Origin of the sequence: Curtobacterium sp. Curtsp57 (assembly GCF_047324335.1) — a bacterium.
Lineage (GTDB): Bacteria > Actinomycetota > Actinomycetes > Actinomycetales > Microbacteriaceae > Curtobacterium.
The window spans coordinates 26,630-49,546 of sequence record NZ_CP168511.1; the positions used below are offsets into that span (position 1 = coordinate 26,630).

The following is a 22,917-nucleotide window of genomic DNA, read 5'->3' on the forward strand; positions in this document are numbered from 1 at the left end:
CGTCGTCCAGGGTCGCCGAGGTGCAGGTCGCCACGGCGCCGAGTCGGTGAGCGCTCACCCAGGAAGTCTCACGAAGCCCGAAGGTCACGCTCAGGTCACGGGTTGGATGCAACCGGTTGCAGAACGCCGGGCGCGGGCGTAGCTTCCACTCCCAGCAGGCAGCGTCGCCTGCTCCAGGTGGTCGTCGTCCGGTACCCGAGCCGACGACTCCTGGTGATCTCGATGAGGAGACAACGCTGTGAAGAACACACGCGCGAAGGTGCGACTCGCATCAGTGGCCGGGGTCGCCGTGATCGGCCTCGCCCTGGCCGGGTGCTCGAGCGGGAGCTCGGCCTCGAACGACGCCAAGAGCGGGCAGGACAGCCGCGGCCCGATCACGTACGTCCAGGGCAAGGACAACTCGAACGTGGTCCGCCCCCTGATCGCCAAGTGGAACAAGGCGCACCCGGACGAGAAGGTCACGTTCAAGGAGCAGTCCGACCAGGCCGACCAGCAGCACGACGACCTCGTGCAGCACTTCCAGGCGAAGGACGACGGCTACGACGTGGTCGACGTCGACGTCGTGTGGACCGCGGAGTTCGCCGCGAAGGGCTGGCTGACGCCGCTCACGGGATCGATGAAGGTCGACACGTCGAAGCTGCTGCCCGCCACCGTGAAGACGGCGACGTACAACGACACGCTCTACGCGGCACCGCAGACGTCCGACGGCGCGCTGCTCTACTACCGCAAGGACCTCGTCAAGACCCCGCCGACCACGTGGTCGGAGATGATGGACGACTGCAAGATCGCCAAGGACAACGGCATCGGCTGCTACGCCGGCCAGTTCGCGAAGTACGAGGGACTCACCGTCAACGCTTCGGAGGCCGTGAACGGCGCCGGCGGGTCGATCCTCTCCAAGAGCGGCACGCCGGACGTCGACACGACGAAGGCCAAGGCCGGTCTGCAGAACCTGGTCGACGCGTTCAAGGACGGGAACATCCCGGCCGAGGCGATCACCTACCAGGAGGAACAGGGCCGCACGGCGTTCGAGGACGGCAAGCTGCTGTTCCTCCGCAACTGGCCGTACGTCTACAGCCTGGCCAAGACCGACGGCTCGTCGAAGGTCAAGGACACGTTCGGCATCGCCCCGATCCCGGGTGCCGACGGCGTCGGTGCATCGACGCTCGGCGGTCACAACGCCGCGATCAGCGCGTACTCGAAGCACAAGGCGACGGCGCACGACTTCCTCGAGTTCCTGATGTCGAGCGACACGCAGAAGTTCTTCGCGACCCAGGGCTCGCTCGCCCCGGTGCTCGGTGACCTCTACACGGACTCCGAGCTGACGGCGAAGCTGCCGTACCTGCCCACCCTGCTGAAGTCGATCCAGAGCGCGGAGCCCCGCCCGGTCACGCCGTACTACCCGGCCGTGACGAAGGCGATCCAGGACAACTCCTACGCGGCGCTCAAGGGTTCGAAGAGCGTCGACGAGGCGATGAAGGACATGGAAGCCGCCCTGAAGGCGGCGACCACCAGCAACTAGCGGCTCGCGCCGCGTCGGACGGGAGGCTCGTGGCAGCCTGGCCACGAGCCTCCCGTCCGCCCCTACTCGCGTCCCGACACCGGCAAGGAGGCCGTCAGTGTCAGCAGCAACCGAGATCCCAGCCGCCATCCCGAACCCCCAGGGTCTGGAGCCGCCCAAGCGGCGGCGCGGCGGACTGAACGCCGAACACGGCCGATGGGCCGTGTACCTGATCGGCCCGACGATCGTGCTCCTCGCCGTCGTCATCGGCTACCCCGTCGTCAGCGCGATCATCCAGTCGTTCCAGCTCGACGCCGGACTCGACAAGGCGACCGGCCTGTTCGTCGAGGGCGGCTTCGCTGGCGTCACGAACTACGTGCACTGGCTGGGCCAGCAGTGCGGCAACGTCACGTGCCCCCCTGGCAGCCTCGGCGCCCAGTTCTGGGTGTCGTTCGGCAACACGTTCTTCTTCACGGTCGTCACCGTGCTCGCCGAGACGCTCATCGGCGTCTGGATGGCGATCATCATGAACCGCAACTTCAAGGGCCGCGCGCTCGTCCGCGCCGCGATCCTGGTGCCGTGGGCGATCCCGACCGCCGTCACCGCGAAGCTCTGGTACTTCATCTTCGACGCGAACGGCGTGCTGAACCACGTCATCGGCCACCAGATCCTCTGGACCAGCGGCGAGTGGGCGTCCCGGTTCGCGGTCATCATCGCGGACACCTGGAAGACGACGCCGTTCATGGCGCTGCTCATCCTCGCGGGCCTGCAGCTCATCCCGGAGGAGGTCTACGAGGCCGGCAAGATGGACGGCGCCTCGACCGTGCAGCGCTTCATGCTCATCACGCTCCCGCTGCTGAAGCCGGCGCTGATGGTCGCGATCCTGTTCCGCGTGCTCGACGCGCTGCGCATGTACGACCTCCCGGCGATCCTCACCGGCGGCGGCGGTGGCTCCGGCAACGCCACGACGACCCTGTCGATCCTCGTCGTCGACCAGATCAGGCAGGGGTTCAACTCCGCCTCAGCGCTGTCGACGATCACCTTCCTCATCATCTTCGTCGTCGCGTTCCTGTTCGTGCGGTTCCTCGGTGCGAACGTCGTGCAGACGCAGGCAGCCCAGCAGAAGGGTGAACTCAAGTGACCCTCGCAGCAGACCGTCCCCGGTCGTCGACGCGTTCGCGTGAGCGGTCGATCGACCGCGCCGACGTCCGCGTCCAGCGGCACACCGGCCCGCGGGTCCGCACCGCGATCCAGGCGATCATCATCGCGGTGTGGTGCCTCCTGCCGTTCTACTGGATGGTGGTGACGAGCTTCCGCGACGTCGGGTTCACGTTCGACGCCACCCCGTGGCCGACGCACGTGACGCTCGACAACTACGCGACGGCGTTCTCCACCGAGCTCGGCAACCACCTCGGCCGGGCGCTGCTGAACAGCCTGCTGATCGGCGGCGTCGTGACGATCATCGCGCTGCTCGTCGGGACCTCGGCGGCGTACGCGCTGGCCCGGCTGGAGTTCACGGGCAAGTCCCTCATCGCCGGCGCGATCCTCGCGGCGTCGATGTTCCCTGGTGTCGCGCTCATCTCCCCGCTGTTCCAGCTCTTCACGGACATCGGGTGGATGGGGACGTACCAGGCGCTCATCCTGCCGAGCATCTCGTTCGTACTGCCGCTGACGGTCTACACGCTGGCGTCGTTCTTCCGTGAGATGCCGTGGGACCTCGAGGAAGCGGCGCGCATCGACGGGTGCACCCGCGTGCAGGCGTTCCGGCGGATCATCCTGCCGCTCGCCGCACCCGCCGTGTTCACCACCGCGATCCTGGCGTTCATCTCGTCCTGGAACGAGTACCTCATCTCGTCCCAGCTGTCCTCGGACGCCACCCAGCCGGTCACCGTCGCCATCGCGTCGTTCGCCGGGACCCAGCCGCACCAGGAGCCCTACACGGCGGTGATGGCAGCGGGGACGATCGTCACGATCCCGCTCGTGATCCTCGTGCTCGTCTTCCAGCGGCGCATCGTGGCCGGCCTCACCGCCGGCGGCGTGAAGGGCTGATCGCCATGGCGTACCGCGCACCGCGTCGACCGTCGGCGCCGATCGAGGAGGCGATGGGCTTCGTCGGCTTCTTCGGCGTCGCGTTCCTCGCCGTCACCGTGTTCTGCGAGTTCACCGGGCGACCGGCACTCGGCTGGGCGCTCACCCTGTGGGTGTGCGTGCTCGTGCTCGTCGCGCTCGACCGCTGGCGGGTCCGGGTGGTCCGTCGGTCGGAGGCCGCAGAGGCCCTGGCCGTCGGCCGCGTCCTCCGCCGCGACGAGCACCCGGTCGGGGTGCACGTCCCCGGTGGCCGCGCGCCCGTCGAGACCGTCTTCCGCGACCACGTGCACGTCGGGTTCGACGAGCGAGCACCGCGTCCGCATCGCACGCGAGCCGTCGCGCGGACCGGTGCCGGGCCCGTGACCCGTGACGCGGGGGACGCGACGCACGGCGCGGACGGTTGACCGGCCTCCCGGCAGTGTCCGATGGGGATCCAGGAGATCGCGACCGTCACCGGGCTGTCCAAGGCCACCGTGTCCCGCGCCCTGCGCGGCCTCCCGACCGTGGCCGACACCACCATCGACCAGGTGCGCCGGGTCGCCGACGAGCTCGGGTACGTCCCGAGCTCGGCGGCGGCCGGACTCGCCACCGGGCGGCAGCGTGCCGTCGGGGTCGTCGTGCCGGTGTTCGACCGCTGGTTCTACGTCAAGGCGCTCAGCGGGGTCGACGCCGAACTGCGGCGGGCGGGGTACGACCTCGTGCTCTACAACCTCGGCGGCCCAGGGGGAGACCGTGACCGGGCGTTCCGGCGGTCGATGCTGCGGCAGCGCGTCGACGCCCTCGTGCTGCTGTCGCTCGTGCTCGACGAGACCGAGCGGAGCGAGCTACAGGTGAGCTCGCTGCCCACCATCGTCATCGGCGGGCCGGCTCCCGGGCTCCGGAACGTCGGGATCGACGACGTCGAGGTCGCCGGCATCGCGACGGAGCACCTCGTCGGGCTCGGGCACCGGCGGATCGCGTACGTCGGTGGGCAGGACGAGGCGGGCATGAACGTCGCGGTGCCGTACCGCCGGCGGGACGGGTTCGTCGACGCGATGCACGGCGCCGGACTCTCGGTGCCGCCGTCGTGGATCGCGGACGGACGGTTCTCGTTCGCCGGCGGGGTGGACGCCGGCCTGTCGTTGCTCGGGCCGGGTCCCGATCGGCCGACCGCGGTGTTCTGCGCCTCGGACGAGATGGCGCTCGGCGTGATGCTCGCCGCGGCTCGGTTCGGCCTGTCGGTGCCGGATGACCTGTCGGTGATCGGCATCGATGGGCACGAGTACGGCGCAGCTGTCGGGTTGACGACGATCACGCAGGACCCCGAGGCGCAGGGGCGTCTCGCCGCGCGCGCGGTGCTCGCCGAGGTCGACGGCGCCGCGGTCCGTCCGGTGCCGCCGTCGCCGGCGTCGCTCGTGGTGCGGTCGTCCACGGCGCCGCCGCGGTCCTGACGGGCCGGCGAACGGAACCACATCAGCACCCCGCGTACGCTCGGCAGCATGGAGGTCACGAAGCTCGAGCACGCCTGCCAGATCGTCGACGTCGACGGGGCCCGGCTGGTGATCGACCCGGGGAACTTCACGCGGGACGTCGAGGTCACGGGTGTCGTCGCGGTCGTGCTCACCCACGAGCACCCCGACCACGTCACGCCGGCGCAGCTGTCCGGCATCCTGTCCCGGAACCCCGGCGCGGTGGTGTTCGGTCCGGCCGGAGTCGCTGCCGCGCTGCCGGACTTCGCGGTCGACGTCGTCACGGACGGGTCCTCGCGCTCGGTCGGGCCGTTCGCGCTGACCTTCCACGGCACCCGGCACAACGTCATCCACTCGTCCGTCCCGGTGATCGACAACACCGGCGTCATGGTGGACGGGCGGCTGTTCTACCCCGGCGACAGCTACACCGATCCCGGCATCCCCGTCGAGGTCCTCGCGGCACCCGTGGGCGCCCCGTGGCTCAAGGTCGCCGAGATGATGGACTACGTCGCCGCGATCGCACCCCGACGCGCCTACCCCGTGCACGAGGCGACCCTCTCCGACATCGGCTACGGCATGCACACCGGCCGGCTCCGCGAGATGGTCGAGCCCGCCGGTTCGCTCGTCCTGTTGCAGCCGGGCGAGTCGCTCACGATCTGAGCGGGGGACCGGACTGGAGGCTCGGGCCGGCTCGTGCATGCACGCTGCGGCATGACGGCACACCCGGGCGACACGCCTCGTTTTGGCAGGTCGGACCGCTTGTGCCATACTTGTCGAGTTGTCGGAACGGCCCCATCGTATAGCGGCCTAGTACGCTGCCCTCTCACGGCGGTAACGCGGGTTCGAATCCCGCTGGGGTCACCACAGGTGGCTTAGCCCGAGTCCGACAACGTGTGCCGCGGCCCCATCGTATAGCGGCCTAGTACGCTGCCCTCTCACGGCGGTAACGCGGGTTCGAATCCCGCTGGGGTCACCAACCGAAGGTCCTCGTCCACACGGACGGGGACCTTCGTCGTTCCCGGCCCGGTCGTGCATGCCGGTCACCCCGCGGTGGCCACGTCGCGGACGACGAAGCGCGGGATCTCCAAGGCGACCGTCGCGCGACACGTCGAGAACGTCGGGTCCGAGTGCACTCGGTCGAGGGTGACCACGACGGCTTCGGCGTCCGAGTCGAGTTCGACCGACCATCCGGCCGGGTCGTCGAGCGTCTCCGGAGCGCGCACACCGCGCGGCCGGAAGGCGTCGATGCGGTGGTCTCCGGAGCGTGCGGCGGCTGCGGCGACGGCAGCCTGTTCGACGTGGGAGTACAGCGACCGCCCGCGGAAGCCGTCCGGGGCGACGATCCCGTGCGTCGACGCCTCGGCGATCGCGACGGGATCGAGTTCGTCGACGCGTCCGTGGTTGAGGCCGTACGGGAACAGCATCGTCGTCGCCGCGAACCGGTCACCACCGAGGTGCGAGCACTCCCAGGTCTCGTCGGGGAACGCCTCCGCCAGCCTGGCTGCGACCGACCGTCCGCGCACGGCACAGCACTCGTCGTGCCGGCCGTGGGCGCACACGGCGAAGACGGGCCGGTCGGATGGCGTTCCGGTGCTGCCGTCGAGCGGGAGCGAGAGCAGTTCGTCCGGGCCGTCGGCCTCACCCCACCGCACGGTCGCGAGCCCGGTGTCGACGACAGCCCAGCGCCACCGACCGGCACCACGGGACCGGCCGGGGCGGCGGATCGCGAGGATGCGCATCCCGGCACGCTGCACCCGGCGCGCGAGGGCGATGCCGGTCTCGGGTGGGAGTGCGGGTGAGTCGGCCCAGACGTTCCAGCCCCACGCACCCGCGACCTCGACGAGCAGCCAGCGGCGACCGGGGGACGCGGTGGCGGTGAGGTCCTCGTCGCGTGACCGGGAGCGGTCGCTGCACGCCGGCCCACCGGCCGAGCGGGGGAGTCGTGGATCAGCCGGACCCGTGCGTCGCCACTCGCTCACGACGCCGGTACCAGCACGCCTTCCCGGAGGAGCCGACGGACCACGACGACGGCGTCGTCCTCGTCGAGGCCCGGCAGGGACCCGACGGCGTGCGTCCCTCCGGTGTGCAGCGCGCGCAGGGCAGGACCACACGATGCCGGCAGGCGGATCGTCGTCGTCGGCAGGACGAGCGCCACGCGTTCGCCCTCGTCGCGGACGTCGGCGCGGAGTCCCTCGCGCCACCGGACCCGATCGCCGCCCGAGAGCGTGCCGAGGAGGTCGACCGTCTGCAGCGGGCGGACCGGCTCCGGTCGGGTGGAGCGACGGAAGCGCGACCCGACGGTGTGCGCGACCTCGTCGACGGCCGAGCCGACCGACGCCGACTCGAGGAACCCGATGAGGTCCTCGGCAGCTGCGCGGACGTCCGTCGCGATCTGGTCCGGGTCGCCGAGGTCCACACCGAGGGGCAGCGATGCGCGGAGTCGGTCCGATCGGAGCGCACGGGTGATCAGGTCCCGCGCGAGGTCGGCCCGGGTGACGGCGGGGACGCCGATCGTCAGGTGGATGGTCGTGCCGCCGAGTGCGGTCGCCGAGTGCAGCCAACCGCGCGGGAGGTAGAGCGCGTCACCAGGACGGAGCACGGTGTCGATCGCGGGTGCCCCCGCTGCCCGCGCGGCGACCTCGTCGCGTCGGTCGCTCCACGGTTCGTCGGCGAACGGGAGCTCGTGCACGGGCTCGTGGATCACCCAGCGCTTCGCCCCGGCGATCTGCAGGACGAACACGTCGTGCACGTCGTAGTGCGGGTCGAAGCCGCGCGACGACGCCGGCGTGATGTAGGCGTTGACCTGCGCGGGGTGCCCGAGCTCCGCGACGAGGCGTCGTGTGAACTCCTGGATCGGCGGCCACGTGCGGTGGAGGCCCTGCAGGACGATGGTCGAGCCGGCAGCGAACTCGGCGAGCACCTTCTCGGAACTGACCTGGTCGCCGACCTCGGCGCCGTAGCCACCGGGTGCGGTGAAGGCGCTCTGCGGGAGCACGGTGCCGTCCTTCGCCATCCGGATGAACGGCGTCCGGAGTCCTCGGACCGAGAGCAGCTCGTCGGCGGCCTCGGTGGAGAACAGGTCGTCGAACGTCGAGCCGAGGTCAGCGGCGCTGCTCAGGAGCGCGCGGCGGCCCCAGTACTCGTCGGCGAACCGGGCGACAGGGACGGCGATGCACTGCTCGAGGGCGCGCGCCGTCTCCGTCGTCTCCGGTCCTCGGCTCACGCGGAGCCGTCCGCGCCGCCGTCGTGTCCGTTCGGGTTGGCGCCGCCGTCGGCCGGGCCTTCGCCGGCGTCTGCGGAGCCGTCCGCGCCGCCGTCGTGTCCGTTCGGGTTGGCGCCGCCGTCGGCCGGGCCTTCGCCGGCGTCTGCGGAGCCGTCCGCGCCGCCGTCGTGTCCGTTCGGGTTGGCGCCGCCGTCAGCGGGGCCTTCGCCTGCGCTCTGGGGGTCCGTGGTGATGTCGTCGTCGTTGATGCTCATGTGCGTCCCTCTCCGTCATGCGGCCGCGTGCCGTCTGTGCCCGAGCGTAGGACGTCCGGCTGGCGGTGGTCCAAGATTGTCGCGTGAGCAGCGTCCCGATCGACCCCGACGTCGCAGCCGACCAGGCCGCCGCCCGCCCGCCGCACCTCCGCTGGGGGTACCTCGGCGTCGTGGCGCTCGGTGGAGCCATCGGGACCGCGATCCGCGCCGTGCTGGCCGACCTCGTCCCCGCCGTGGACGGGATCAGCTGGACGATCCTCGCGATCAACGTGGTCGGGGCGTTCTGCCTCGGGCTGCTGCTCGAGGCGTTGGCGCACCGCGGGCCGGACGTCGGTCGGCGTCGGCGCCTGCGGCTCTTCGTCGGCACAGGGGTGCTCGGCGGGTTCACGACGTACAGCACGCTCGCCGACGACACCGCGCAGCTGCTCGGGGACGGACGGTGGGGCGCTGGGAGCGGGTACGCGCTGCTCACGGTCCTGCTCGGACTGCTCGCCGTGGTCGCCGGGCTCTGGGTGTCGACGCTGCTGCGCCCACGGGCGGCCTCCCGGTGAGCGCGCTCGAACTGCTGCTCGTCGCCGTCAGCGGGGGAGTCGGGGCGGCGCTCCGCTTCCTGCTCGACGGGCTCGTGAAGGCCAGGATCAGCGGCTTCCCGCTCGGTACCGTCGTCATCAACGTCTCCGGATCGCTGGTCCTCGGGCTCCTGACGGGCCTCGGGCAGGCCGGGACACTGGCGCTCCCGGCGGTCGCCATCCTCGGCACGGGCATGATGGGTGGGTACACGACGTTCTCGACGGCGAGTGTCGAGACCGTGCAGCTCCTCCGATCCGGCAAGACCCGGCTCGCCGTCCTGAACGGCCTCGGCATGCTCGTCGTCTCGGTCGGCGCAGCCGCGCTCGGCCTCTTGCTCGGAAGGAACACATGACCTCGGAACGCCCCGGCGAACTCGTCCTCGTCCGTCACGGAGAGACGGAGTGGTCGAAGAGCGGGCAGCACACCGGCCGCACCGACATCCCGCTCACCGAGAACGGGGTCGAGCAGGCGAAGCGTGCCGGCCGGTACCTCGCGGACCGCGACTTCGCGCTCGCGCTGTCGAGCCCGCTGCAGCGTGCTCGCGACACCGCCGCGCTCATCGGCGTGGACCCCGAGGTCGACGAGGACCTGTACGAGTGGGACTACGGCGCGTACGAGGGTCTCACGACACCGCAGATCAAGGTGCTCCGGCACGGGCCGTGGGACCTCTGGACCGACGGCGTGCCCGCAGGGGACACACCGGGTGAGAACGCCGCCGAGGTCCGTGTCCGGGCCGAGCGCGTGCTCGACCGAGCGCGTCCGGTGCTCGCGGAGGGGCAGGACGCCGTCTTCATCGCCCACGGGCACGTGCTCCGTGCGATCGGCGCCGCGTGGATCCGGCTCGCGCCGCAGGACGGTGCCGTGCTGAAGCTCGGGACCGCGTCCGTCAGCACGCTGGGGTACGAGCACGGGCGTCCGGTCATCGACTCCTGGAACGTCCAGCCGGACTGACGTCCAGCCCGACTGACGGCTGTCCCGGCTACCGCAGGACGGCGGCCATCCCGAGGCTCGGCGCGACGTCGTCGAGCCCGAGCGAGCGGTACAGCCGTTGCCCGGGCGGGTCCCCGATGAGCGACACGTAGGCGCCCTCCGGTGCCCGCGACCGGATGTCCGCGAGCAGCCACTCGAGCACGCGCCGACCGAGACCGCGCCGCTGGTGCGCCGGATCGGTGGCGACGTCCGCGATGCGGAAGTACCAGCCGCCGTCGCCCAGCACGCGACCCATCGCGACCGGCGTGCCAGCCGCGTCGACCACGTGGCAGGCTGACCAGCTCCCGCTGATCGCGCCGGCGCCCTGGTCGGCCCGGACCGGGGTCAGTCCGGAGTCGCGGCGGAGGCGGAGGTAGTCGTCGAGCGGCGGCGGCCCGGCGACGAGTCGGTAGTCGTCCATGTGTCGATCCTGCCGGGCGCCGCCGACAGCCGCCGACGGGTCCGCCCGGTCAGACCGTGCGGATCGAGGTCGTCGCACCGAGGGCTCGACCGCGGCGGCGTTCGATCGCGCGTCCGACGAACAGCAGCGCGACGCTCACCAGTGCTCCGAGCGTCGTCTGTGCGACGCGGTCCAGGGCGAGGAGCTCCGGTGCCTCGGGGAGGCTCAACCAGGACACCGCGAGCGCGAGCGGCGTGAGGAACAGCAGGCAGACCGCGTAGTTCCGCGCGACGAAGATCTCCGCGAAGAACTGTCCGACGACCGCGATGAGCACGATCCACCACGCTCCGGGTTCGAGGAGCAGGATCCCGACCGCGATCACCGTGCCCCCGATCGTGCCGATGAAGCGCTGGAACGCCCGGAGGACGGTGTGCCGTTGCCGGATGGCCGGGAGCGTCGACACGACGGCGATGACCGCCCAGTACGGGTGCCCGAGCCCTGGGATGGTCTCCGCGATCGCGCCGGCGACCAGGGCCCCGACGACGTTGAGCGCGACGGTCTCCCACAGTGCGGGGGTGCTGAGGATCCCGAAGCCCCGTTCCTTCATCGGCGCGAGCGGCCGGAAGCGGTGCGGCGCGCGCGGATGCCACACGCGGCGGATGACGAACCCGGACATCGCGACGAGCCACGCCCACGCGACGGAGCACACGATGATCGTCGCGACGAGCGGCAGGTCAGACGGCCGCAGCGGCACGAGCGAGGACACCAGGAACGCGAACGTCGGGAAGATCGGCTGCGCCGGGATCGACCGGAGCGTGCTCAAGGTGCAGACCGCGACGACGAGCACGACGACCAGCCCGACGGCCTGCAACCAGAGGGGCGCACCGACGATCGAGACCGCGATCCCTGCGAACATGCACAGGGCCTGCAGTCCCCCTGCGATTCCCGTGGTCACGGCGCGCTGCCGGTACGGCTCCGTGGCACCGAAGATCGCGGTGAACCCCGCGAACATCGCGAAGGCTGCGTACCCCGGCATCCCGAGGGCGATGAGCAGTGCGAGGGGAGCGGCGCCCGCGATCGCGGCGCGCGTCGCGCCCTCGAGGTTGACCGTGCGGGCGGAGTGCGTCGGAGTCGTCATGTCCCGGCCATTCTCCCACCGCGACAGGTGTCGGAGAACGCGAGTCGAGCCTCCAGTCCGGCCGGAAACCGGCCGCGATGCGGGCTGCACCGGCGTCGGACGCGTTGGTATACCAGTGCTAGACTCGCCGGATCGCGCCGCGTCAGCGGCATCGAACCGATGCGAACGGAAGGGTCGAGGTCATGGGTAGGACACTCGCCGAGAAGGTCTGGGACGACCACGTCGTGGTCAAGGGCAAGGACGGCAACCCCGACCTCCTCTACATCGACCTCCACCTCGTGCACGAGGTCACGAGCCCTCAGGCGTTCGACGGTCTCCGCCAGGCCGGCCGCCCGGTGCGCCGCCTCGACCTGACGATCGCGACGGAGGACCACAACACCCCGACGCTCGCGATCGACCGGCCCATCGCCGACCCGACGAGCCGCACCCAGATCGAGACGCTCCGCCGCAACTGCGAGGAGTTCGGCGTCCGCCTGCACTCGCTCGGCGACAAGGAGCAGGGCATCGTGCACGTCGTGGGCCCGCAGCTCGGTCTGACGATGCCGGGCATCACCGTGGTCTGCGGCGACTCGCACACCTCGACGCACGGTGCGTTCGGCGCGATGGCGTTCGGCATCGGGACGAGCGAGGTCGAGCACGTGCTCGCCACGCAGACGCTGCCGCTGAAGCCCTTCAAGACGATGGCCATCACCGTCGAGGGCACCCTGCGCCCCGGCGTCACGGCGAAGGACATAATCCTCGCGGTCATCGCGAAGATCGGTACCGGCGGCGGACAGGGCTACGTGCTCGAGTACCGCGGTTCGGCGATCCGGGCGCTCTCGATGGAGGGGCGCATGACGATCTGCAACATGTCGATCGAAGCGGGTGCCCGTGCCGGCATGGTCGGGCCCGACCAGACCACCTACGACTACGTGCAGGGCCGCGACCACGCCCCGACCGGTGCCGACTGGGACGAGGCCGTCGCGTACTGGGACACGCTGAACACCGACGACGACGCGGTGTTCGACGCCGAGGTGTTCATCGACGCCGACGCGCTCGAGCCCTTCGTCACCTGGGGGACGAACCCGGGCCAGGGTGTCTCGCTCTCCGAGTCCGTGCCGGACCCCGCCGACTACACCGACCCCAACGACCAGGCAGCGGCACAGCGCGCGCTGGAGTACATGGACATCACCGCGGGCACGCCGATGAAGGACATCGCCGTCGACGCGGTCTTCATGGGCTCCTGCACGAACTCGCGCATCGAGGACCTCCGCGCGTTCGCGTCCGTCATCAAGGGGCGCACCAAGGCCGAGGGCGTCCGTGTCATGGTGGTGCCCGGCTCCGCACGGGTCCGGCTCGAGGCCGAGGCCGAGGGGCTCGACAAGGTGTTCACCGACTTCGGGGCCGAATGGCGCTTCGCCGGTTGCTCGATGTGCCTCGGCATGAACCCCGACCAGCTCGCGCCGGGGGAGCGCTGCGCGTCGACCTCGAACCGCAACTTCGAGGGACGCCAGGGCAAGGGCGGCCGAACCCACCTCGTGTCGCCGCTCGTCGCGGCCGCCACCGCCGTGCGCGGGACGCTGTCGAGTCCGTGGGACCTGGAAACCGAAGCAGCAACCGCTCTGGAAGGGGCAGTCTGATGGAGAAGATCGGCACCGTCACCGGGATCGCCGCACCGCTGAAGCGGTCGAACGTCGACACCGACCAGATCATCCCCGCCGTGTACCTCAAGCGCGTCACGAAGACCGGCTTCGAGGACGCGCTGTTCTCCGGGTGGCGCCAGGACCCGTCGTTCGTGCTGAACCAGGAACCATTCGACCGCGCGAAGGTGCTCGTCGCCGGTCCCGACTTCGGCACCGGGTCGTCGCGCGAGCACGCCGTCTGGGCCCTCCGCGACTTCGGCTTCCGGGTCGTCATCTCGCCCCGGTTCGCGGACATCTTCAAGGGCAACGCGGGCAAGCAGGGCCTGGTCACCGCAATCGTGACCGAACCGGAAGTCGAGCGCCTGTGGGCCGCCATCGAGGCGAACCCGGGCATCGAGGCGACCGTGGACCTGGCGGCGCAGCGCGTGTCGCTGGGCGATGTGGACGTGGCATTCGAGATCGACGCTTACACTCGTTGGCGGTTGATGGAAGGGCTCGACGACATCGGGCTCACCCTCCGTGACGAGACCTCGATCACGGAGTTCGAATCCCGCCGTGGAAACTGGCGGCCGAAAACATTGCCGGTGAAGTAGTGAACTCTCTCGTACAGGACGCAGCAGCAGCTGGGGCACGCGTCGGGTTAAAGTCGGACGAGATCGTCATCCGCGGCGGCAAGCCGCTGGTCGGACGCATCGAGGTCCGCGGCGCGAAGAACCTCGCGACGAAGGCCATGGTGGCCTCCCTGCTCGGCGACACCCCGTCGATCCTCAAGGACGTCCCGGACATCTCCGACGTCAAGGTCGTCCGCGCGCTGCTCGAGGTGCACGGTGTGCGCATCACGGATCCTGCACGAGGCGAGCTCATCCTCGACCCGTCGAACGTCGAGTCGGCGCACTTCGCCGAGATCGACGCGCACGCCGGGTCGAGCCGCATCCCGATCCTGTTCTGCGGCCCGCTGCTGCACAAGCTCGGCGAGGCGTTCATCCCCGACCTCGGTGGCTGCCGCATCGGCGACCGTCCGATCGACTTCCACCTCGACGCGCTGCGCGCCATGGGTGCGGTCGTCGACAAGCAGGTCTCCGGCATCCACATCACGGCGCCGAACGGCCTCAAGGGCGCGAACATCGAGCTGCCGTACCCGAGCGTCGGTGCGACCGAGCAGGTCCTGCTGTCGTCGGTGCTCGCCGACGGCACGACCGAGCTCCGGAACGCCGCGATCGAGCCCGAGATCATGGACCTCATCGCGATCCTGCAGAAGATGGGCGCGATCATCACGGTCGAGCCGAGCCGCACGATCTTCATCGAGGGCGTCGAGTCGCTCCGTGGCTACACCCACCGCGCGATCAACGACCGCAACGAGGCAGCGAGCTGGGCCTCCGCCGCACTCGCGACCAACGGCGACATCTTCGTCGAGGGTGCGAAGCAGCAGGAGCTCATGACGTTCCTCAACGTCTTCCGGAAGGTCGGCGGCGGGTTCGACATCCAGGAGGACGGCATCCGGTTCTACCGGGAGCTCGAGGTCCTGAAGCCCGTCGTCATCGAGACCGACGTGCACCCCGGCTTCATGACGGACTGGCAGCAGCCGCTCGTCGTCGCGCTGACCCAGGCCGACGGCCAGAGCATCGTGCACGAGACCGTCTACGAGAACCGCTTCGGCTTCACCGAGGCGCTCAACGAGATGGGCGCCGACATCGTCGTGCACAAGGAAGGGCTCCCCGGGCACGACCGCCGGGTCGCCCGTCGTCCCTTCGAGCAGGCAGCGGTGATCACCGGCCCGACGAAGCTGCACGGCGCGAACGTGCGCGTCCCGGACCTCCGTGGCGGCTTCAGCCACCTCATCGCGGCACTGACCGCCGAGGGGGAGTCGCACATCACGAACGTCGGCATCATCAGCCGCGGGTACGAGCACTTCATCCCGAAGCTGCGCAAGCTCGGGGCGGACTTCGATTTTGCGGGATGAGCACAGGGCCTGAGATGGCTGACGACCACCGCGGCGTGCCCGACGGCACGCCCGGCCGCGACCTCGACCGTGTGACCACCGGCCTGCCGAACCCCGGCCGTCGGTGGAAGCGCGGCGACCTGAACCTGGCGTTCCGGATCACCGCGCTGTTCGTCATCCCGACGTTCCGGTTCACCGCGCGCTACCACTGGCACGGCGCGAACCGCCTGCCGGCCGACGGCGCCTTCGTGCTCGCCCCGAACCACTACACGAACATCGACCCGCTCGTCGTGGGCACCGCGGTCTACCTCAGCCGCCGGCAGCCCCGCTTCCTGGCGAAGGCGTCGCTGTTCCGCGTCCCGGTGCTCGGCAAGCTCATGAGCGGCATGGGGCAGATCCCCGTCGAGCGTTCCGGGCGGACCCGCATCAGCGACCCGCTCGGTGGCGGGCGCTCTCTGGTGGAGAGCGGTGGTGCGGTGATCGTCTACCCCGAGGGGACGCTCACGCGCGATCCCGACCTGTGGCCGATGCGCGGCAAGACCGGCGCGGTGCGGATCGCGCTCGAGAACGACGTGCCGCTCATCCCGATGGCGCACTGGGGGACGCAGCAGATCATGGCGCGGTACTCGAACAAGCTCCGGCTGTTCCCGCCGTCCCGTGTCGACATCGTCTTCGGCGACCCGGTGGACCTCTCGGCCTACCGCGGCCGTCCGATCGACCAGCAGATGCTCATCGAGGCGACCGCGCTCCTGATGGACCGGATCACCGAGCTCGTCGAGCAGCTCCGCGGCGAACGGGCACCGGCAGCCCGCTGGGACCCGTCCGCCAACAACCAGAAGGAAACCGGCAAGTTTGAGTGACGCGAGCTCCTCGGGAGCACCAGGCCTCCGCCCGCACGACGACCACCCGGATCCCACGGCTGCCGCACGTGGCGCGGTCGACACCGCCGCGATCCGCGTCGTCATGCAGTCCACGGACAAGCCCCGCGTGGCGGTCATCGGTGCCGGCAGCTGGGGGACCACGTTCGCGAAGGTCCTCGCGGAGGGCGGCGCCGAGACCGTCGTCTGGGCCCGTCGACCCGAGGTCGCCCGGGAGATCACCGAGACCAAGCGCAACTCGGACTACCTGCCCGGCATCAACCTGCCGCGCACGCTGACCGCGTCGACCTCGTTGGCCGCCGTGTTGCAGGGCGCGCAACAGGTCTACGTCTCCGTGCCGTCGCAGACGCTGCGGTCGAACCTCGAGGCCATCCGCGAACTCCTCCCGGCCGACGTCCCCGTCGTCAGCCTGATGAAGGGCGTGGAGAAGGCCACCGGTCTCCGGATGAGCGAGGTCCTGCTCCAGGGACTCGAGATCGACCAGGACCGCATCGCGGTGGCCAGTGGTCCGAACCTGGCGCTCGAGATCGCGCGACGGCAGCCGACCGCGGCCGTGGTGTCCTCGACGAGTGCCGACACCGCCAGTGCGGTCGCCGCGGTCGCGACGAACCCCTACTTCCGGTCGTTCATCAACACGGACGTCATCGGCACCGAGTTCGGCGGCGTGCTGAAGAACCTCATCGCCGTCGCGATCGGCATCGTGGACGGCGTCGGCTACGGCGAGAACACGAAGGCGTCGATCATCACGCGCGGGCTCGCGGAGATGACGGAGTTCGCCGTGTCGCTCGGCGCCCAGCCCTCGACGCTGTCCGGTCTCGCGGGGCTGGGCGACCTCATCGCGACCTGCCAGTCGCCGCTGTCGCGGAACAACACCGCCGGGCGCCTGCTCGGCCAGGGGTACCGCTTCGACGAGGTCGTCCGGCAGATGAACCAGACCGCGGAAGGGCTGGCGTCCGTCGCGCCGATCCTCGAACTCGCGCGGGCGAACGGCGTCGACATGCCCATCGTCGGGCAGGTCGGCGAGGTCCTCGCCGGTAGGCTCGATCCGCGCAACATCGCGCCGCACCTCACCGAGACCGACGAGCCCCAGGGCGAGTGACCGGTCCGGCCACTCTGCAATCGGGAGCGCCCATGACCACCAGCAGCACCACCGTCGTCGTCCTGTTCGGCGGCCGGTCGAGCGAACACGAGATCAGCTGTGTGACCGCCGGCGGGATCATGGACGTGATCGACCGCACCGCGTACGAGATCGTCCCGGTCGGCATCACCAAGGACGGTGCCTTCACGCTGCAGCCGGACGACCCGGCGCAGTGGGCCCTCGTCGGCGAGCACCTGCCGACGGTGCCGGACAACGGCACGCGCGTCCGGTTCCCGAGCGCCGCCGAGCCGCGGCAGCTGACCGTCGAGCACCAGGACGGCTCTGTCTCCACGATCCCCGTCGACATCGTCTTCCCGATCCTGCACGGTCCGTTCGGCGAGGACGGCACCGTGCAGGGCATGCTCGAGATCGCCGGGCTGCCGTACGCCGGGGACGGCGTCCTGGCGAGTGCGCTCGCGATGGACAAGCACGTCGCGAAGGCCGTCCTCGAGCACGCCGGGCTCCGCGTGGCCCCGTGGACGACGGTGCTCCGCCGACAGTGGCAGGCCGACGAGCTCGGGGTCGCCGAGACGATCGCGGCGCACGGCTGGCCGCTCTTCGTGAAGCCCGCCCGGGCCGGTTCGAGCATGGGCGTGTCCCGGGTCGACGGGCCCGAGCAGCTGGCAGCGGCCATGCACCTGGCGTTCGAGCACGACAGCAAGGTCATCGTCGAACCCCGCGTCGTCGGGCGGGAGGTCGAGGTCGCCGTCCTCGAGGGTCGAGACGGCACGCCGCGCACGAGCCTGCCCGGCGAGATCGTCGTCGCCGAGGACGGCTTCTACGACTTCGCCGCGAAGTACCTCGGCGGGGACGAGCAGCTCCTCTGCCCGGCACCGCTGACCGAGGCCGAGACCGACGAGATCCGCTCGATCGGTGCCCGCGCCTTCGAGGCGATCGGCGGCTCCGGACTCGCCCGCGTGGACTGCTTCCTGACCGACGACGGCTTCGTCGTGAACGAGGTCAACACGATGCCGGGCTTCACCCCGTTCTCGATGTACCCACGCTGCTGGGCGGCCACCGGGGTCAGCTACCCGGAGCTCGTCGCCGAACTCATCGAGCTGGGTCGCGCCGCCGTTCGCTGACACGGTCTCGGACCGTCCGGGGCATCAGCGCGCCCCGGGACGGACCGGTCGCGGGTCGCGTCAGCCCTGCACGTCGGACGGGTCGAGGCACTCGTGCCCGTCCTTCGGCAGCGTCTCGACGGCGTTGCCGATGTCCTGCAGGACCTGGTCCGTGGTCTTCGTCGAGTCGATGACGACCTGCACCGCGGGGTCCCGCCCGAACGTCGTGTAGACGATCTGCTTCCCCTCGTCGTCGCGGATCCAGTCGACCGACCCCTTCGAGAAGCACGGCAGGTCGGAGACCGTCGGGACCGCGACACCGCAGTGGTAGAGCGCCGCCGAGGGCTGGCCCCACGCGGCGGTGGACTGCGCGTTGGTGTTGCGGAGCTGGTACTTCGTGTCGACCGTGTCCGGCAGGCGGACCTGGGCCGCTGCACACGCGGCGGCGTTCGCCGACGGAGCGGCGGTCATCGTGACGGCGTTCGTGCACCCGGTCAGTCCGGCGGCGAGGGCGACCACGACGCCGAGTCCGGCGAGGATCCGCAGGGGGCGGCGCACAGTGTCCATCGAGAGTCCAGGCTACCGTTCTCGTGTGGACGTGAAGGACGAGCCCTGGACCGGACCGACCGTCGGGGAGCTCGGTGAACTCGTCGTGCTCGACCGGGTGACGTCGCGGCTGCCGCAGGGGTCGCCGCTCGTCGGGCCGGGGGACGACTGCGCGGTGGTGGCGGCTCCCGACGGCCGGTTCGTCGTGACGACCGACATGATGGTGCACGGTCCGGACTTCCGGTGGGCGTGGTCGTCGCCGTCGGACGTCGGGTGGAAGGCCGCGGCGACGAACCTCTCGGACGTCGCCGCGATGGGTGCGGTGCCCTCTGGACTGGTCGTCGCGATCGCCGCACCGCATGACACGCCCGTCGCGGTGCTCGAGGGCATCGCCGACGGGTTCCGGCTCGCGGTCGACGCGCTCGCTCCCGGGTGCGGGGTCGTCGGGGGAGACCTGTCCACGTCGTCGGCGTTCACGGTCGCCGTGACCGCCTTCGGCGACCTGCAGGACCGTGCTCCGGTGTTGCGGTCGGGAGCGCGCGTCGGCGACGTGCTGGCCGTCTCGGGTGAGCTCGGTCGCGCGGCGCGGGGGCTCGCTCGGCTGTTCCGGTCCGGTGTCGACGCGCACGGTGAGCCGTCGCGGGCCGCGGTGGTCGCCACCGGACTCGACGAGGACCCGGACGTCGGGCGCCAGCGCCGACCGGTGCCGCCGGTCGCCGACGGGCCGCTCGCCGCCGCTGCCGGTGCGACGGCGATGCTCGACCTGTCGGACGGGCTCGCGATCGACGCCGGGCGGCTTGCACGGTCGAGTCGGGTGACGCTGGAGATCTCCGCGGCGCTCGACGACGTGGCGTTGCACGGGGGCGAGGACCACGGGCTGCTCGCGACGTTCCCGGCAGACGCCGTGTTGCCCGGGGGGTTCCGGCGGATCGGTGTCGTGCGGGAGCGCGGTGCGGCCGACCTCGTGCGCGACGGTGTCGGCGTCCCGACGACCGGGTGGGACCCGTACGCGGACTGGGACGGCGCCGCGGGCTGAGCGCGCGCGCGGGCGCTTGCGCTCGGGGCGGTGCGCGGGCGGCGCGAGGTGGTTGCGCGTGCAAGGAACGACAGAGTCGCTGTCGTACGACGTCGATGGTGTCGTTGCCCGGCGCACGCAACTGTTGCGCGTGGAAGGAGCGACAGGATCGCTGTCGTACGACAACGGCGGTGTCGTTCCGAGTCGGCAGCGCCGCCCGCCGGCAGCGTCAGGCGGTGGCGACCACGGCCTCCCACGCGACGGTCTCGCCGTAGCTGCGCTTGCTGAACGGCTCGAGCCCGGCGGGCCACGTCGGTTCCGGGGACCGCTTGCTGCGTTCGACGATCACGACGGCGTCGCGCGTCAGCCGGGGGACGAGCGCGTCGAGCACCTCGGCGATCTCGGACTCCGTGACGTCGTACGGCGGGTCGATGAACACCAGGTCGAACGTCCGGACGGTCCCGCGGAGGAACCCCAGGGCCGGCTGCGCGTGCACGTCGATGCGGACACCGGGGACCCGCTGCTGCACGGTGCGCGCGTTCTCGCGACAGACCATCGCGGCAGCAGCAGCCCGGTCCACCAGGACCACCTCGACCGCACCGCGCGACGCGGCTTCGAGCCCGAGCGCACCCGTTCCCGCGTAGAGGTCGGCCACGGCGGTGTCGTCGACGAGCCCGCGCGACTCGAGCGAGGAGAACAGTGCTTCGCGCACCCGGTCGCTCGTCGGTCGGGTGCCCGACTTCGGCACCCGGAGCGTCGTGGAACCGGCGGCGCCGGCGATGATGCGGGTCATGCTGCAACCGTAGCGGCCACCAAGTCGCGTTCCGACGTTCTCCACAGGTCGTCCTGGAGGCTCGGTGCACGTCGGTCGTGCCGGGTACCGTTGCCGTGTGGTCACCTCAGGATCCGCCGCGCCGGCCGCCCCGTCCGACCTGCAGTGGGGTCCGGCGCCGCTGGACACGAAGCTCGCGAACGTGCTCGGCGGCCGCACGGCCAAGGCGGTCGAGAAGGCGTTCGGGTACCGCACGGTGGGGGAGTTCCTCGAGCACGCTCCGCGTCGCTACGCCGAGCGCGGTGCCCTGACGGCGCTCGACTCGCTCGCGATCGGGGAATCGGTGACGATCGTCGCCGAGGTCGTCGACGTCCGCGAACGCACGATGCGCCAGCGCAGGGGCTCCATCCTCGAAGCGAAGATCGGCGACGGCAAGGGCCTGCTGACGCTGACGTTCTTCAACCAGGGGTGGCGGACGAAGGACCTCGTCGTCGGCGCCCGCGGGATCTTCGCGGGCAAGGTCGGCGACTACCGCGGCGCCCGGCAGCTCGCGCACCCCGACTACGAACTCTTCGACGCGGACGACCCCCGTGCGACCGCCGACCCCGGGTCCGAGGAAGCGATCCGGTTCTCCCGGCAGCCGATCCCGATCTACCCGGCCACCGCGTCGCTGTCCTCCTGGCAGATCGCGAAGGCCATGGCGGTGGTGCTCGACACCCTGCCGGACATCGCCGACCCGATCCCGTCCGGCGTCAGGACCCGGCTCGACCTGGTGCCGTTCCGCCGCGCGCTCGAACTGCTGCACCGGCCGGAGAAGGTGTCCGACTTCAAGCGTGCGCAGGACGCCCTCCGCTACCGAGAGGCGTTCGTGCTGCAGACCGCCCTGGTGCAGCGCCGCATCGCCGCACGTGCGACCGCCTCGACCCCGCGGACCGCGTCACCTGGTGGGATCCTCGAGCGCTTCGACGCGACGCTGCCGTTCACCCTGACGGACGACCAGCGCGCCGTCGGCGACGAGATCGCGCACGACCTGACGGAGTCGTGGCCGATGCACCGTCTGGTCCAGGGCGAGGTCGGCTCCGGCAAGACCCTCGTCGCCATCCGCGCGATGCTGACGGTCGCGGAGTCCGGTGGGCAGTCGGCACTCATCGCCCCGACCGAGGTCCTGGCGGCGCAGCACCTGCGGTCGATCGTGAAGTTCCTCGGCCCCGACCTCGCCGCCGAACTCCGGCCGGTCATCCTCACCGGGTCGCAGTCCACCGACGAACGCCGTCGTGCGCTCCTCGCGGCGGCGTCCGGCAGCTCCCGGCTCGTCGTCGGCACGCACGCGCTGCTCGGCGACAAGGTGGACTTCGCCGAGCTCGGCCTCGTGGTCGTCGACGAGCAGCACCGGTTCGGTGTCGAGCAGCGTGAGGCCCTCCGCACCAAGGGCGAGCGGCCGCCGCACGTGCTCGTCCTCACCGCCACGCCGATCCCGCGCACCGTCGCGATGACCGTCTTCGGCGACCTCGACGTCTCCACGATCGCCGGCATGCCGTCTGGCCGCGCGGGGGTGGAGACCTTCACGGTGGGGCTCGCCGAGCACCCCGGATGGGAGTCGCGGATCTGGACCCGCATGGCCGAGGAACTCGGCGCCGGTCGGCAGGCCTTCGTGGTCTGCCCGGCGATCGACGACGCCCACGCCGAGGACGACGGCGAGCCGGAAGTCGACGCGGATGACGACACACCGAAGCGTGCGCCTGCCACGGTGCTCGCGACGGCGGAACGGATGCGCACGATGCCGGTCCTCGACGGCCGCCGGATCGAGGTCCTGCACGGCCGGATGTCCGGCGACGAGAAGGACCGTGTGATGACGGCGTTCGCGGCCGGCCAGATCGACGTCCTGGTCGCGACCACCGTGATCGAGGTCGGCGTCGACGTGCCGAACGCGTCGATGATGGCGATCCTCGACGCCGACCGGTTCGGCGTCTCCCAGCTCCACCAGCTGCGCGGACGCATCGGTCGTGGGCAGTACGCGGGCGTGTGCCTGCTCGTCACCACCGCCGAGCTCGAGACCACCTCGCGCGAGCGGGTCGACGCGGTGGAAGGGTCCGACGACGGCTTCGAGCTCGCCCGCGTGGACCTCGAGCTGCGCCGCGAAGGCGACGTGCTGGGGGAGCGCCAGTCCGGCGGCCGGTCGTCCCTCAACCTGCTCCGGGTCGTGCGGGACGCCGACATCATCGTCGACGCGCGGGAAGAAGCCGAACGACTGCTCGGGATCGACCCGACGCTCGACGGGCAGCCCGAGCTCCGAGACGCCCTCGCCCGGCGTCTGGACGAGTCCGACGCGGCCTTCCTCGGCAAGAACTGAACCGGCGG

Annotated in this window: 24 protein-coding genes and 2 tRNA genes; 19 read left to right on the plus strand and 7 right to left on the minus strand. The window is 71.0% G+C overall.

The features are described 5' to 3' along the window. The first annotated feature begins 238 nt into the window (after window positions 1-238). From ACEN9V_RS00095 to ACEN9V_RS00130, 8 genes are all read left to right on the plus strand, one after another. On the plus strand, window positions 239-1,519 hold the full coding sequence (locus ACEN9V_RS00095; protein WP_413601655.1) for an ABC transporter substrate-binding protein: 1,281 nt from the start codon (window positions 239-241) through the stop codon (window positions 1,517-1,519). Between the two features lie 97 nt (window positions 1,520-1,616). Further along, a complete protein-coding gene (locus tag ACEN9V_RS00100) occupies window positions 1,617-2,639 on the plus strand; it encodes a carbohydrate ABC transporter permease (protein WP_413601656.1) in 1,023 nt (340 codons plus the stop codon). A gap of 50 nt (window positions 2,640-2,689) precedes the next feature. Beyond that, on the plus strand, window positions 2,690-3,547 hold the full coding sequence (locus ACEN9V_RS00105) for a carbohydrate ABC transporter permease (RefSeq protein WP_413603018.1): 858 nt from the start codon (window positions 2,690-2,692) through the stop codon (window positions 3,545-3,547). A 5-nt stretch (window positions 3,548-3,552) separates the two neighbouring features. Then, window positions 3,553-3,990, plus strand: coding sequence for a hypothetical protein (locus ACEN9V_RS00110; protein ID WP_413601657.1), 438 nt, complete (start codon window positions 3,553-3,555; stop codon window positions 3,988-3,990). A 21-nt stretch (window positions 3,991-4,011) separates the two neighbouring features. Next, complete coding sequence (locus tag ACEN9V_RS00115) at window positions 4,012-5,016, plus strand: LacI family DNA-binding transcriptional regulator (protein ID WP_413601658.1); 1,005 nt, start codon at window positions 4,012-4,014, stop codon at window positions 5,014-5,016. Window positions 5,017-5,064: 48 nt separating this feature from the next. Further along, on the plus strand, window positions 5,065-5,694 hold the full coding sequence (locus tag ACEN9V_RS00120) for an MBL fold metallo-hydrolase (RefSeq protein ID WP_413601659.1): 630 nt from the start codon (window positions 5,065-5,067) through the stop codon (window positions 5,692-5,694). A gap of 128 nt (window positions 5,695-5,822) precedes the next feature. Continuing rightward, window positions 5,823-5,898 (plus strand) — tRNA-Glu (locus tag ACEN9V_RS00125). Window positions 5,899-5,934: 36 nt separating this feature from the next. Beyond that, window positions 5,935-6,010: transfer RNA gene (locus ACEN9V_RS00130), tRNA-Glu, on the plus strand. A 64-nt stretch (window positions 6,011-6,074) separates the two neighbouring features. Here ACEN9V_RS00130 and ACEN9V_RS00135 read toward each other — a convergent pair. The 3 genes from ACEN9V_RS00135 to ACEN9V_RS00145 are packed head-to-tail and all read right to left on the minus strand — an operon-like array spanning window position 6,075 to window position 8,511. Then, window positions 6,075-7,013 (minus strand): sucrase ferredoxin, encoded by a 939-nt coding sequence (locus ACEN9V_RS00135; RefSeq protein WP_413601660.1) that lies wholly within the window; start codon window positions 7,011-7,013, stop codon window positions 6,075-6,077. Next, complete coding sequence (locus ACEN9V_RS00140) at window positions 7,010-8,257, minus strand: cupin domain-containing protein (protein WP_413601661.1); 1,248 nt, start codon at window positions 8,255-8,257, stop codon at window positions 7,010-7,012. The genes ACEN9V_RS00135 and ACEN9V_RS00140 overlap by 4 nt, the downstream gene beginning before the upstream one ends. Beyond that, on the minus strand, window positions 8,254-8,511 hold the full coding sequence (locus ACEN9V_RS00145; protein ID WP_243561894.1) for a BatC protein: 258 nt from the start codon (window positions 8,509-8,511) through the stop codon (window positions 8,254-8,256). Before ACEN9V_RS00145 ends, ACEN9V_RS00140 begins: the two co-directional genes overlap by 4 nt. A gap of 83 nt (window positions 8,512-8,594) precedes the next feature. Between ACEN9V_RS00145 and ACEN9V_RS00150 the strand changes: the two genes are divergently transcribed. From ACEN9V_RS00150 to ACEN9V_RS00160, 3 genes are read left to right on the plus strand one after another with little or no spacing between them, the layout of a single operon-like run. Beyond that, complete coding sequence (locus ACEN9V_RS00150; RefSeq protein ID WP_413601662.1) at window positions 8,595-9,062, plus strand: fluoride efflux transporter FluC; 468 nt, start codon at window positions 8,595-8,597, stop codon at window positions 9,060-9,062. Then, window positions 9,059-9,433, plus strand: a complete 375-nt coding sequence (locus ACEN9V_RS00155; RefSeq protein WP_413601663.1) for a fluoride efflux transporter FluC — start codon at window positions 9,059-9,061, stop codon at window positions 9,431-9,433. Before ACEN9V_RS00150 ends, ACEN9V_RS00155 begins: the two co-directional genes overlap by 4 nt. Further along, the gene (locus ACEN9V_RS00160) at window positions 9,430-10,032 is read left to right on the plus strand and encodes a histidine phosphatase family protein (protein WP_281264896.1); all 603 of its coding nucleotides are present in this window, start codon (window positions 9,430-9,432) and stop codon (window positions 10,030-10,032) included. Before ACEN9V_RS00155 ends, ACEN9V_RS00160 begins: the two co-directional genes overlap by 4 nt. 28 nt (window positions 10,033-10,060) lie before the next feature. Here ACEN9V_RS00160 and ACEN9V_RS00165 read toward each other — a convergent pair whose 3' ends face one another. Together ACEN9V_RS00165 and ACEN9V_RS00170 are read right to left on the minus strand one after the other, a co-directional pair. After that, window positions 10,061-10,471, minus strand: coding sequence for a GNAT family N-acetyltransferase (locus ACEN9V_RS00165; RefSeq protein WP_413601664.1), 411 nt, complete (start codon window positions 10,469-10,471; stop codon window positions 10,061-10,063). Between the two features lie 49 nt (window positions 10,472-10,520). Next, window positions 10,521-11,588, minus strand: a complete 1,068-nt coding sequence (locus ACEN9V_RS00170; RefSeq protein ID WP_402730130.1) for an FUSC family protein — start codon at window positions 11,586-11,588, stop codon at window positions 10,521-10,523. A gap of 182 nt (window positions 11,589-11,770) precedes the next feature. Here ACEN9V_RS00170 and leuC point away from each other — a divergent pair, with 182 nt between their 5' ends. The 6 genes from leuC to ACEN9V_RS00200 all read left to right on the plus strand — a co-directional run bounded on the left by leuC (window position 11,771) and on the right by ACEN9V_RS00200 (window position 18,247). Then, complete coding sequence (leuC, locus tag ACEN9V_RS00175; protein ID WP_413601665.1) at window positions 11,771-13,207, plus strand: 3-isopropylmalate dehydratase large subunit; 1,437 nt, start codon at window positions 11,771-11,773, stop codon at window positions 13,205-13,207. Continuing rightward, complete coding sequence (gene leuD / locus ACEN9V_RS00180; RefSeq protein WP_281264892.1) at window positions 13,207-13,803, plus strand: 3-isopropylmalate dehydratase small subunit; 597 nt, start codon at window positions 13,207-13,209, stop codon at window positions 13,801-13,803. The genes leuC and leuD overlap by 1 nt, the downstream gene beginning before the upstream one ends. Next, on the plus strand, window positions 13,803-15,170 hold the full coding sequence (gene murA / locus ACEN9V_RS00185; RefSeq protein ID WP_281264891.1) for a UDP-N-acetylglucosamine 1-carboxyvinyltransferase: 1,368 nt from the start codon (window positions 13,803-13,805) through the stop codon (window positions 15,168-15,170). Before leuD ends, murA begins: the two co-directional genes overlap by 1 nt. Next, entirely contained in the window at window positions 15,167-16,009 is an 843-nt protein-coding gene (locus ACEN9V_RS00190) for a lysophospholipid acyltransferase family protein (protein WP_413601666.1), read from the plus strand. The genes murA and ACEN9V_RS00190 overlap by 4 nt, the downstream gene beginning before the upstream one ends. Before the next feature lie 103 nt (window positions 16,010-16,112). Further along, complete coding sequence (locus ACEN9V_RS00195) at window positions 16,113-17,126, plus strand: NAD(P)H-dependent glycerol-3-phosphate dehydrogenase (protein WP_281267598.1); 1,014 nt, start codon at window positions 16,113-16,115, stop codon at window positions 17,124-17,126. A 32-nt stretch (window positions 17,127-17,158) separates the two neighbouring features. Next, window positions 17,159-18,247 (plus strand): D-alanine--D-alanine ligase family protein, encoded by a 1,089-nt coding sequence (locus ACEN9V_RS00200; protein WP_413601667.1) that lies wholly within the window; start codon window positions 17,159-17,161, stop codon window positions 18,245-18,247. 60 nt (window positions 18,248-18,307) lie between these two features. Here the strand turns inward: ACEN9V_RS00200 and ACEN9V_RS00205 are convergent, their stop codons facing one another. After that, complete coding sequence (locus ACEN9V_RS00205) at window positions 18,308-18,793, minus strand: DUF3515 family protein (protein WP_413601668.1); 486 nt, start codon at window positions 18,791-18,793, stop codon at window positions 18,308-18,310. A gap of 25 nt (window positions 18,794-18,818) precedes the next feature. On the opposite strand from ACEN9V_RS00205, the gene thiL reads away from it, so the two are divergent. Next, the gene (thiL, locus tag ACEN9V_RS00210; protein WP_413601669.1) at window positions 18,819-19,808 is read left to right on the plus strand and encodes a thiamine-phosphate kinase; all 990 of its coding nucleotides are present in this window, start codon (window positions 18,819-18,821) and stop codon (window positions 19,806-19,808) included. A gap of 208 nt (window positions 19,809-20,016) precedes the next feature. Here the strand turns inward: thiL and ACEN9V_RS00215 are convergent, their stop codons facing one another. Continuing rightward, complete coding sequence (locus ACEN9V_RS00215) at window positions 20,017-20,580, minus strand: RsmD family RNA methyltransferase (protein WP_413601670.1); 564 nt, start codon at window positions 20,578-20,580, stop codon at window positions 20,017-20,019. A gap of 139 nt (window positions 20,581-20,719) precedes the next feature. Between ACEN9V_RS00215 and ACEN9V_RS00220 the strand changes: the two genes are divergently transcribed. Further along, window positions 20,720-22,909 (plus strand): ATP-dependent DNA helicase RecG, encoded by a 2,190-nt coding sequence (locus ACEN9V_RS00220; RefSeq protein WP_413603019.1) that lies wholly within the window; start codon window positions 20,720-20,722, stop codon window positions 22,907-22,909. Window positions 22,910-22,917 lie beyond the last annotated feature (8 nt).

Coding starts and splice junctions, on each gene's coding strand:
- ACEN9V_RS00195 (WP_281267598.1), top strand. CDS start 16,113: ATGCAGTCCACGGACAAGCCCCGCGTGGCGGTCATCGGTGCCGGCAGC.
- ACEN9V_RS00115 (WP_413601658.1), top strand. CDS start 4,012: ATGGGGATCCAGGAGATCGCGACCGTCACCGGGCTGTCCAAGGCCACC.
- ACEN9V_RS00215 (WP_413601670.1), bottom strand. CDS start 20,580: ATGACCCGCATCATCGCCGGCGCCGCCGGTTCCACGACGCTCCGGGTG.
- leuD (WP_281264892.1), top strand. CDS start 13,207: ATGGAGAAGATCGGCACCGTCACCGGGATCGCCGCACCGCTGAAGCGG.
- leuC (WP_413601665.1), top strand. CDS start 11,771: ATGGGTAGGACACTCGCCGAGAAGGTCTGGGACGACCACGTCGTGGTC.
- ACEN9V_RS00205 (WP_413601668.1), bottom strand. CDS start 18,793: ATGGACACTGTGCGCCGCCCCCTGCGGATCCTCGCCGGACTCGGCGTC.
- ACEN9V_RS00200 (WP_413601667.1), top strand. CDS start 17,159: ATGACCACCAGCAGCACCACCGTCGTCGTCCTGTTCGGCGGCCGGTCG.
- ACEN9V_RS00120 (WP_413601659.1), top strand. CDS start 5,065: ATGGAGGTCACGAAGCTCGAGCACGCCTGCCAGATCGTCGACGTCGAC.
- ACEN9V_RS00190 (WP_413601666.1), top strand. CDS start 15,167: ATGAGCACAGGGCCTGAGATGGCTGACGACCACCGCGGCGTGCCCGAC.
- ACEN9V_RS00165 (WP_413601664.1), bottom strand. CDS start 10,471: ATGGACGACTACCGACTCGTCGCCGGGCCGCCGCCGCTCGACGACTAC.
- ACEN9V_RS00145 (WP_243561894.1), bottom strand. CDS start 8,511: ATGAGCATCAACGACGACGACATCACCACGGACCCCCAGAGCGCAGGC.
- ACEN9V_RS00170 (WP_402730130.1), bottom strand. CDS start 11,588: ATGACGACTCCGACGCACTCCGCCCGCACGGTCAACCTCGAGGGCGCG.
- ACEN9V_RS00160 (WP_281264896.1), top strand. CDS start 9,430: ATGACCTCGGAACGCCCCGGCGAACTCGTCCTCGTCCGTCACGGAGAG.
- ACEN9V_RS00110 (WP_413601657.1), top strand. CDS start 3,553: ATGGCGTACCGCGCACCGCGTCGACCGTCGGCGCCGATCGAGGAGGCG.